Source organism: Stenotrophomonas sp. Ps181 (assembly GCF_025697425.1).
In the GTDB taxonomy this organism is placed as follows: domain Bacteria; phylum Pseudomonadota; class Gammaproteobacteria; order Xanthomonadales; family Xanthomonadaceae; genus Stenotrophomonas; species Stenotrophomonas sepilia.
This window is the reverse complement of record NZ_JAHWBI010000005.1, coordinates 418,320-427,324: the sequence shown is the minus strand read 5'-3', so window position 1 is coordinate 427,324 and position 9,005 is coordinate 418,320. Positions and strand designations below refer to the sequence as shown.

The window sequence follows — 9,005 nt, the reverse complement described above, 5'->3', positions numbered from 1 at the left end:
CTTGCTTTAAAACAATTAATAGTTGCTTGATCAAACGTCTGCAAGATGGACAATCATCCTTCCTGCAGGCGCCTTCACAAGATACCTGCGCATACTTTCAAAGATCCGGGGAAGTGGCCTCAGCGCCATTCCCGTGTGCTGCGAAGTTTCCTTCGTAGCGAGCCGCCCATTATAGCCGGCTTTTCCGCTTCGTCAACACCTTTTTTCAAGGCCGTCTCACCGGAGTGGACGTTGTTGCCGATGCCGCTTCGTCGTTGGGCCCGAGGGCCTTTCGTCGTTGCGAGCCGCCTATTATGCCGGACTTTTCGAGTCCGTCAACACCTTCGTTCGATCAACGCGTTCGTCGGTGGTGGCGTCGCTGTTCGCGTGTCGTTTCCGGGGAAGCGATGCGCTGCAGCAAGGGGGCGAATTCTAGAGATCCTGCAGATTTCGTCAAGGCTTTTTTTGCACGGTGATGACAGAAGCATCGCGACATCACGCATGACGTACGCTCGAAGATCACGGCGGCGTTGCCCGCGCGTTGCGCGGGCAACGCCGCAACCCCTATCAATGCAAGGATGCACAATGCAGGGATGCACAGTGGAGACAGCGCAATGAGCATGCAGGTGCGGCGCGCGTGGTGGCGCGATCTTTCGATGCCGGCCATCGTCGCTGGCTTCATTACGGTGCTGGTCGGCTTCGCCAGCTCAGCCGTGATCGTGTTCCAGGCGGCACAGGCCGTCGGTGCCAACCAGGCGCAGATCGCCTCCTGGATGTGGGCGCTGGGGCTGGGCATGGGCGTGACCTGCATTGGCCTGTCACTGCGCTATCGCGTGCCGGTGGTGACGGCGTGGTCGACCCCGGGCGCGGCGATGCTGGTGGTGGGTGCCGGCGGCGCGTCGCTCGCCGAGGCCACGGGCGCATTCCTGCTGGCCGCCGTACTCGGCTTGCTGGCGGGCTTCTCGGGCATCTTCGCCCGACTGATGCAACGGGTGCCGATGGCGCTGGCCGCCGGCATGCTGGCCGGTGTCCTGCTGCGCTTCGGGCTGGATGTGTTCGTGGCCATGAACACCCAGCTGGTGCTGGCACTGGCGATGTTCGCCACCTGGCTGGCCGGGCGCACGCTGTTCCCGCGCTATGCGGTGATCGCCACGTTGCTGGTCGGCATCGCCGTCGCCGCGAGCCGTGGCCTGCTGCACGCCCAGCAGGTGCATCTGCAGCTGGCGATCCCGCAGTGGGTGACGCCCTCCCTGTCGTGGACCGCCGTGGCCGGCATCGCCCTGCCCCTGTTCGTGGTCACCATGGCCTCGCAGAACATTCCCGGCGTGGCGGTGATGCGGGCATCCGGCTACGACGCCCCGGTGTCGCCGCTGATCGGCTGGATCGGTGTGGTCAATACACTACTGGCGCCGTTCGGTGCGTACGCGCTGAACCTGGCGGCAATCACCGCCGCGATCTGCATGGGCCGTGATGCACATGAGGACCCGGCACGGCGCTATACCGCCGCCATGGCGGCAGGTGCCTTCTACATCGTCATCGGACTGTTCGGCGCCACCGTGGCCGCACTGTTCGCGGCCTTCCCCAGAGAGCTGGTGGCCTGCGTGGCCGGTATTGCCCTGTTCGGCACCATCGCCAACAGCCTGGCCAGCGCCCTGGCGGTGGAGCGCGACCGCGAGGCGGCACTCGTCACCTTCCTGGTCACCGCCTCGGGGGTCTCCCTGGCCGGGATCGGCTCGGCGTTCTGGGGGCTGGTGGCCGGTGCGCTGTGCCTGCTGGTGCTGCGGCCCCATCAGGGCCGCTGACCTGCCCTACCCCGCCACTGCGGCGCCGACGGTGCTCAACACTACCGAGATGACGATGGCGACGAGTGTGGCGACCACGCTGGTGCCGCCGCGTGCGGTCAGTTCGCTGCGCAGCCGTGCGTCATCGCCGCCGCTGACGGCACGGGCCTGGGCGATCAGGCGCTGGCAGTGTGCCAGGTACCAGGTGTTGCCAAAGGTGCCGGTGGTGACGCTGAGCGCGATGGTGATGACCAGCGACACGCCTTCGGGCACATCCAGCAAGGTTTCCACCACGCTGATCAGCAGTAGCAGGCCGACCCACATTGCCGCCAGGCGGTACATCCTGCGGTACATCATCCAGATCGGGCCGAGCAGGAAGGCCGGCCAGTGCCAGGTGCCACTGGCCGTGGCAATGCCCTGATCCAGCCGCCAGCGCTGGCGATAGATCGGGAAGTTGCCGCCAACCACGCTGGCGTACAAGGCCATCTCGCCCTCCAGCCCCGCGGCGGCAGCGGTATCCGGTGCAGCGGCGGGCACTCGATACGGATCGGACGGATCGCCGACACTTGGCGCAACGACCTCAACCGGTGGGGCTGTGTCGATATCCGGAGCCGGCGCCATCTCGATGGGCGTTGAATCCTGTTCCAGCTCCGTCAAGGGGCGCCACGAGGGCATGCCTTCGCGCCACAGCAGCGTGCGTGCCGTCACCGTGCCGTCCTGCTGCAGGCGACGCAGGGCGGCCAGGTCCACCGGTCCTTCGCTCTGCCTGCTGTTGGCGTACCACCACTGTGCTTCCTGCATGAAAACGTCCTTGCTGCGTTGATTCGTTACCGGGTGACCGGTGTCCACGGTGCCGCTGACAATGTCTGAGACAGCACATGGCTGCCACCCGGCGGCAGGGTCACCACGTCGGGCCCGGCGTTGGCCGCTTCCAGGCAGACGTAGTCGCGCCAGCCCTCACCCACATCTGCCATCTTCGCTGCAGCCTCGGCACCGGGATTCCACGCCACCAGCGAGCGACTTCCTTCCGTACGGATGTCGATGCGGCGTTTCAGCACCGGATCGCGCAGGACATAGTGACCCTTGGCCTGCGTGTAGATGCGATCGCTGCGCCCGGGATCACGGGGATCGCGCAACGTCCAGGCGCCCTGCTGCCGACGCGGCGTCGCATAGTTCTCGAACTTGTCCAGATAGTCCAGCCCGTCCACGCCGTCCACCTCCACCGCGCCGGCATCACCCACGCGGAAATAGTTGTGCAGCGCCTGGGTGATGCTGGCATGGGAACTGCCGACGTTCTCGGTGATCAGTCGCTGGGTCAACTGGCGGCCTACGCGCACAGTCATCCGCAGCCGCAGGTCCAGGCTCTGCAGCACCGGGGGTGCCAGCGTGAGCTCGATGCTGCCGTCGTCCAGGCGACGGGCCTGTTGCAGTTCCCACGGCACGGTACGCACGAAACCGTGGGCGGGCACGTCGTTGCCCTGGCCCTGGCGGCCGAAGTACGGCCAGCAGACGGGGCTGCCTCCGCGGATCGGCGTGGGCAGTTCGGCGCGCCGGGGGGACAGCCACATCAGATCCGGCTGGCCCTTGGGCACGAAGGAAAGCAGCTGGCCGCCAAACACACTGACGGCCGCGCTGGCGTCGGCGGTTTCCACCAGCCAGGCATCGAGCCCTTGGTACTGCCCGCTGCGTACACCCTGGATCTGCTGCACGTGGGATCGACTCCGTATGGCCGGCGATTGCACGGCACTGTAGTTGCTGGGAAGCATGAAACGCGTGGGCACCGGCGCAGTGCGCGGCGTGTTCTGCAGAGTGCGAAGGATACGCTGTCCCGCGCGCCCATCTGCGTTGGCCCAGCCCAGGCGCTGCTGCTCGGCCTGGATCGCGCGGCGCGTGGCGGTACCGATCATGCCGTCGGCAGCACCGATGTCGTGGCCGCGGGCCAGCAGCAGGGTCTGCAGCTGGCGGCGCTCATCGCGGCCCAGGCCTGGATCGTCGGTCGGCCAGGCGGTAGCCAACCCGTTGCCGCCCCGCAACTCGTCGGCCAGCGTCGCGATCGCCAGCGCATAGCTTTCGGCAGCGTTGTAGCTGTAGATCGCGTCGTAGTTGCGGAACACCAGCAGCGCCGGGCCCTTGTTGCCGGCCGGCAGCAGCAGGGCGGCGCGCGCATCCGCCGGCAGGTTGGCCGGAGCCAACGCGCTGCCATCCAGCGCGGTCACGCCCTGCGCGCGCCAATCGGCCAGGGCGCGACGCTGGGTGCGGCCGGCCTGGCTGGCGTTGAAGCCGGCGGGCACACGCACCTCCATGCCCCATGGTTCACCACTGCGCCAACCGGCACGCTTGAGGTAGTTGGCGGTGGAGGCCAGTGCATCGGGAATGCTGCCGACCAGATCGCGGCGGCCATCGCCATCACCATCCACGGCGATGCGTGCATAGGTGCTGGGCATGAACTGGGTGTGCCCGAAGGCACCGGCCCAAGAGCCGGTGAGCCCCTGTGCCTGCAGGTCGCCGCGGTCGATCAGCTTGAGCAGCGCCAGCAGTTCACCGCGGAAGAATGGTTGGCGGCGACCGGCGCACGACAGCGTGGCCAATGACTGCAGCAGCGGGCGCTTGCCGAACACGCGGCCGTAGTCGCTCTCCACGCCCCAGACCGCGACGATGGTGGCCGGATCGACGCCATACTGGGCCGACACGCGATCGAGCAGGTCGCGGTGCTGCTGCAGCAGGGCGCGACCATCAGCCACACGCTGGCGATCAACCAGCGCGGCCAGATAGTCCCAGATCGGCGTGGTGAATTCGGGCTGTGCATCGAGCAGGCCGAGCACGCTGGGGTCCGGGGTGAGCCCGGCGGTGATCTCGTTGAAGCGATCGGCGCCGATGCCCTGGGTCGCGGCGGTGGCCTGCAGGCCCGCCAAGCAGCGGCTGAACGCCGGATCGGTGCTGGTGGCGGAAGCCGCAGGCAGCGCCGGGGTCGACGCAAGGGCGGCCGCCAGGCCGAGCGTGGTCAGAACAGGCATGGCGTCCTCCGTGTTGCCGTTGCACGGCCATCTTAGGGGCAGCGGTGCCGCCGAACCTGAAGGGGCACCGGCTGGCCACCACCTCAGGCGCGGCGCAGCAAGCGCAGGCCATAGGCGGGGCTTTCGGCATCCCATCGCTGCGCCACCTGCAGGCCCGACTGCCGCAACAGCGCGTCGAAGCTGTCATCGGTGTACTTGTGGCTGTACTCGACGCGGATGGGTTCACCGGCGGCGAAGTGGAAAATGTGGCCATCCAGGTGGACGTCCTGTGCCCGCTGGCTGACCAGATCGGTCTCGATGCGCAACCGCGCAGTGCTGTAGCGTGCACGATGACGGAAGCCATCGAGATCGAAGTCGCTGCCGATCTCGCGGTTCAGGCGGGCCAGCAGGTTGAGGGTGAATGCGGCGGTGACGCCCTGCGCATCGTTGTAGGCCGCTTCGATCAACGCCGGGTCCTTGTGCAGGTCGATGCCGACCAGGGCCAGGCCATCATGCCCCATGGTCTGGCGCATCGCGCGCAGCAGCGCGACCGCGTCTTCTCCTTCAAAGTTGCCCAGCGTGGAACCAGGGAAGAACAGCAGCCGTCGCGCGGGTCCGCGTTCGGGCATGGGTACGGCGACGGGACGGGTAAAGTCGGCACAGACCGGCAGCATCTCCACCTCGGGCAGCGCCGGGGCCAGATGGTCGATGCTGGACAGCAGCGCGGCACGCGAGATTTCTATCGGCGTGTAGGCCACCGGCTCGTGCAGGGCGGTCAGCAGCAACGCGGTCTTGCGGCCACTGCCGCTGCCCAGTTCCACCACGTGCAGGTGCGGCCCGACGCTTCGGGCGATGTCCGGCAGTGCCCGTGAAAGCAGGGCCAGCTCGGTGCGCGTGGGGTAGTACTCGGGAGTATGCGTGATCTGCTCGAACAGGCGCGAGCCGCGTGCATCGTAAAAGTACTTGGACGGCAGCTGGCGGGGCGTGCGCAACAACCCGGCCATCACGTCGGTAAGGATCTGCTGGCGGCCGGGAGTGAGATCGGTCAGCGCCTGCAGCGCGTCCTGCACCGTACTCATGCGAGATCCCTGGCCAGGCGCAGCCCGGAGAACTGCCAACGCGCCGGGGGCATGAAGAAGTTGCGGTAGCTGGCTCGCACGTGGCCACGCGGCGTGGCGCAGCTGCCACCGCGCAGCACCCATTGCCCGCACATGAACTTGCCGTTGTATTCACCGAGGTTGCCGGCGAAAGGGCGAAAGCCCGGATAGGCGCCATACGCGCTGTGGGTCCATTCCCATACATCGCCGAACAGCTGCCGCAGCCCACTGCCCTGCCCCGCCCGAGGGTGCAGCTGATCGTCGTCGGCAAAATGGCCACGCAGGGGCTGCGACGCAGCCGCGGCTTCCCACTCGAACTCGCTGGGCAGGCGCGCACCAGCCCAGCGGGCGCAGGCATCGGCCTCGTAATAGCTGAGGTGGCAGACCGGCGCATGCGGGTCCAGCTCTCGCCAACCGCCGAGGGTGTACTCGCGCTGCAGGGCATCGTCCCAGTACAGCGGGTGCTGCCAGCCCTCGGCTTCGCGCAACGCCCAGCCTTCGCTGAGCCACCAGCGCGGCTCGCGGTAGCCGCCAGCCTCGATGAAGGCGAGGTACTCGCCATTGCTGACGGGACGCTCTGCCAGTGCGTGTGCGGGGAGCAGCACGCGATGCGCCGGCGATTCGTTGTCGTAGGCGAAGGCGGCGTGCTGCGGCCAGGCTGCGGCGCCAATGGTGACGATGCGTTCGGGTGATTCGATCCAGCCCTGCGCACTGGCAGCGCTGGTGGCAGGCTGCAGGTCCTCACGGTAGGCCGGCTGCAATGGATTGCACCAGAACGCATGCTTGATGTCGGTCAACAGCAGTTCCTGGTGCTGCTGTTCGTGCTGCAGGCCCAACTGCAGGTGGTGCAGCGCCTGCGCGTCGAGGTCACCCGCCGCCAGCCGTGACTGCACCTGCATGTCGACCCGCTGGCGGTAGTCGCGCACCTGCTGCAGCGATGGCCGCGACAACAGACCGCGTTGCGGCCGCGCGTGCGCCGGACCGATACTTTTGTAGTAGCTGTTGAAAAGATAGTCCCAGGCTGGATCATGCGCCGGCGCGCTGGCGAATCCTGCCAGCACGAAGCGTTCGAAGAACCAGGTGGTATGGGCCAGGTGCCACTTGCTGGGACTGGCGTCGGCCATGCTCTGCAGCATGGCGTCCTCTGCACTGAGCGGTGCGGCCAACTGCAGGCTGCGGGCACGCACACGTGCGAAGTGGTGGGCGAGGTCGTGCTGCGGGGCAGCGACGGCGGTGGGTACGCTGTCCATGCCTACAGCATCGGCGCAGTGCGGTGAGTGCGACGTCATGGCGGCACACTGCCCCATTCACATGGTTGCGGGCATACCTTTTCAGGAAGCGCGTGTTCAAGAAGCGGGTGAGGACGCCGCTAACGGCAGTGTTGCGGCCGCATCGTCACCGCACTGGACTTCCTGCGTGCCCCTGCATCCACTCCGCCAGCCTGCGCATTACCTGTTCGTGCTGCCCGCCATGCTGGTCGTCCTGGTGCTGTGGATGGCACTGGGCACCGAGGATGTGGCCAGCCCGGCCCAACGCATCCTGCCCTGGCTGCTGGCCTGCCTCGGCGCGGGCCTGGCCCTGCTCTACCACCAGATACGCACGTTGTGCCTGCTGCTGGTCGTGGCGGTGGTGTTCGCCCTGCTGCACCGGGACGTCGGGGGCTACCTGCGCAGCGGCCATGTCGACGCCTGGACTCCGTTGCGCTTCCACGCAATCTCGGCCTGGGTACCGCTGCTGTTTGCCGGGCTGGCACTGTGGCCGGAACGCGGACGCCGACGCCAGGACCTGCTGCTGCGCAGCGTGGTCTGCGGCGCGGCCCTGGTGATCTTCCTGCTGCTTGCGGCACAACAGCCGCAGGGCATGCACGATCTGCTGTCGAGCCGTCACTGGGCCTGGATTCCCGCCGACTGGAATGCGCTGGCGCAGCTGCCGGCGCTGCTGTTCCTGCTGGCGGCCGCAGCGTTGGGCTGGCAGGCGTGGCGGCATCCGCGGCCACTGCACACGGCGATGCTGCTGGCCCTGCTGTGCCTGTGGTGGATGCTGCCGCGGATCTTCCTGCAGCCGGTACTGCTGCCGGCGCTGAGCAGCGCTGCCCTGCTGCTGATGCTGGGCGCGATGCTGCAGGAATCCTTCCACATGGCCTTCCGCGATGAGCTGACCGGCCTGCCGGGGCGACGAGCGTTCAATGAGACCCTGCAGCGGGCGCGCGGCACCTACAGCATCGCGATGGTGGACGTGGACCACTTCAAGTCGTTCAACGACACCCACGGCCACGACACCGGCGACGACGTGCTGCGCCTGGTGGGGTCGCGGTTGGCGCGTGTCGGCGACGGTGGCCGAGCGTTCCGCTATGGCGGCGAGGAATTCGCGGTGGTGTTCCTGGACCGCCCGGCGACGGCCTGCATCGAGGCCGTCGAAGCACTGCGGCAGAGCATCGAGGACACCCGCATGCAGCTGCGCGACCGCAGCACCCGCAGCCGTGACGACGAAGCCGGCCGTCAGCAGCGCGGACGCGGCGGCACCGGCCAGGTGGTGCAGGTGACGGTCAGTATCGGGCTGGCCGACAGCCGCGTGGATCCGCGACCGACGGCAGTGGTCAAGGCCGCCGACCAGGCGCTGTACATGGCCAAGGACGGAGGTCGCAACCAGGTCCGCGCGCACGGCGGCCAGCGCCTGCTGGCTGCATCCAGTGCGTAGGGCTCAGACCGCGTCGAGGTAATACCAGCGGCCGTCGATGCGCCGGAATCGGCTGTGCTCGGTCATTCTCACCGCGCTGCCGCCGCCGATGCGGTAGCGCGCGGTGAAGCGCACTTCAGCACTGTCTGCGCCGGTGACCGTGTGGTCGTGCACGGTCAGGCCCAGCCAATGGGTGCGCTGGCCTGGCGCTTCGTCCAGCGACAGCTCGGCCGGTCGCGTGTCCGGGTGCCAGGTGTGGCGCAGGTAGCCGGCCAGGCCCCTCACATAGGCGCTGTAGCGCGAACGCATCAGGCGCTCGGCATCGGGCGCGGCCTCGCCGGCATGGAAACGGCCACAGCAGGCCGGATAATCGGCAGGAAGGCCACAGGGGCACGGATCGGCGGGTTTTCGGCTCATGCCGGCATTGTCGCCGGGTTGCCGGGATTGATCCACGCGGGGCCGCAGTCGCCCGGAGCAGG

Annotated in this window: 7 protein-coding genes; 2 read left to right on the top strand and 5 right to left on the bottom strand. The window is 67.8% G+C overall.

The genetic code is table 11. From position 1 onward, the window contains the following. The first annotated feature begins 593 nt into the window (after nucleotides 1-593). Nucleotides 594-1,781, top strand: coding sequence for a benzoate/H(+) symporter BenE family transporter (locus KXV01_RS14470; RefSeq protein WP_099494581.1), 1,188 nt, complete (start codon nucleotides 594-596; stop codon nucleotides 1,779-1,781). A gap of 6 nt (nucleotides 1,782-1,787) precedes the next feature. Here KXV01_RS14470 and KXV01_RS14465 read toward each other — a convergent pair whose 3' ends face one another. From KXV01_RS14465 to egtB, 4 genes are all read right to left on the bottom strand, one after another. After that, nucleotides 1,788-2,561, bottom strand: coding sequence for a DUF2628 domain-containing protein (locus KXV01_RS14465; RefSeq protein ID WP_164283819.1), 774 nt, complete (start codon nucleotides 2,559-2,561; stop codon nucleotides 1,788-1,790). A 26-nt stretch (nucleotides 2,562-2,587) separates the two neighbouring features. After that, the gene (locus tag KXV01_RS14460) at nucleotides 2,588-4,774 is read right to left on the bottom strand and encodes a lytic murein transglycosylase (protein ID WP_164283818.1); all 2,187 of its coding nucleotides are present in this window, start codon (nucleotides 4,772-4,774) and stop codon (nucleotides 2,588-2,590) included. Nucleotides 4,775-4,857: 83 nt separating this feature from the next. Further along, a complete protein-coding gene (gene egtD / locus KXV01_RS14455; protein WP_164283816.1) occupies nucleotides 4,858-5,832 on the bottom strand; it encodes an L-histidine N(alpha)-methyltransferase in 975 nt (324 codons plus the stop codon). Continuing rightward, complete coding sequence (egtB, locus tag KXV01_RS14450) at nucleotides 5,829-7,100, bottom strand: ergothioneine biosynthesis protein EgtB (protein WP_111191827.1); 1,272 nt, start codon at nucleotides 7,098-7,100, stop codon at nucleotides 5,829-5,831. The genes egtD and egtB overlap by 4 nt, the downstream gene beginning before the upstream one ends. A gap of 166 nt (nucleotides 7,101-7,266) precedes the next feature. On the opposite strand from egtB, the gene KXV01_RS14445 reads away from it, so the two are divergent. After that, nucleotides 7,267-8,547 carry a GGDEF domain-containing protein gene (locus tag KXV01_RS14445; protein ID WP_164283814.1) on the top strand — a complete coding sequence of 427 codons (1,281 nt, stop codon included), beginning with the start codon at nucleotides 7,267-7,269 and terminating at the stop codon, nucleotides 8,545-8,547. A 3-nt stretch (nucleotides 8,548-8,550) separates the two neighbouring features. On the opposite strand, the gene KXV01_RS14440 is transcribed toward KXV01_RS14445, so the two are convergent. Then, the gene (locus tag KXV01_RS14440; protein ID WP_111191829.1) at nucleotides 8,551-8,943 is read right to left on the bottom strand and encodes a YchJ family protein; all 393 of its coding nucleotides are present in this window, start codon (nucleotides 8,941-8,943) and stop codon (nucleotides 8,551-8,553) included. Nucleotides 8,944-9,005 lie beyond the last annotated feature (62 nt).

Bases quoted from the DNA above. Each gene is read 5' to 3' on its own strand.
- KXV01_RS14470 (WP_099494581.1), top strand. From the start codon at position 594: ATGAGCATGCAGGTGCGGCGCGCGTGGTGGCGCGATCTTTCGATGCCG.
- KXV01_RS14465 (WP_164283819.1), bottom strand. From the start codon at position 2,561: ATGCAGGAAGCACAGTGGTGGTACGCCAACAGCAGGCAGAGCGAAGGA.
- KXV01_RS14460 (WP_164283818.1), bottom strand. From the start codon at position 4,774: ATGCCTGTTCTGACCACGCTCGGCCTGGCGGCCGCCCTTGCGTCGACC.
- egtD (WP_164283816.1), bottom strand. From the start codon at position 5,832: ATGAGTACGGTGCAGGACGCGCTGCAGGCGCTGACCGATCTCACTCCC.
- egtB (WP_111191827.1), bottom strand. From the start codon at position 7,100: ATGGACAGCGTACCCACCGCCGTCGCTGCCCCGCAGCACGACCTCGCC.
- KXV01_RS14440 (WP_111191829.1), bottom strand. From the start codon at position 8,943: ATGAGCCGAAAACCCGCCGATCCGTGCCCCTGTGGCCTTCCTGCCGAT.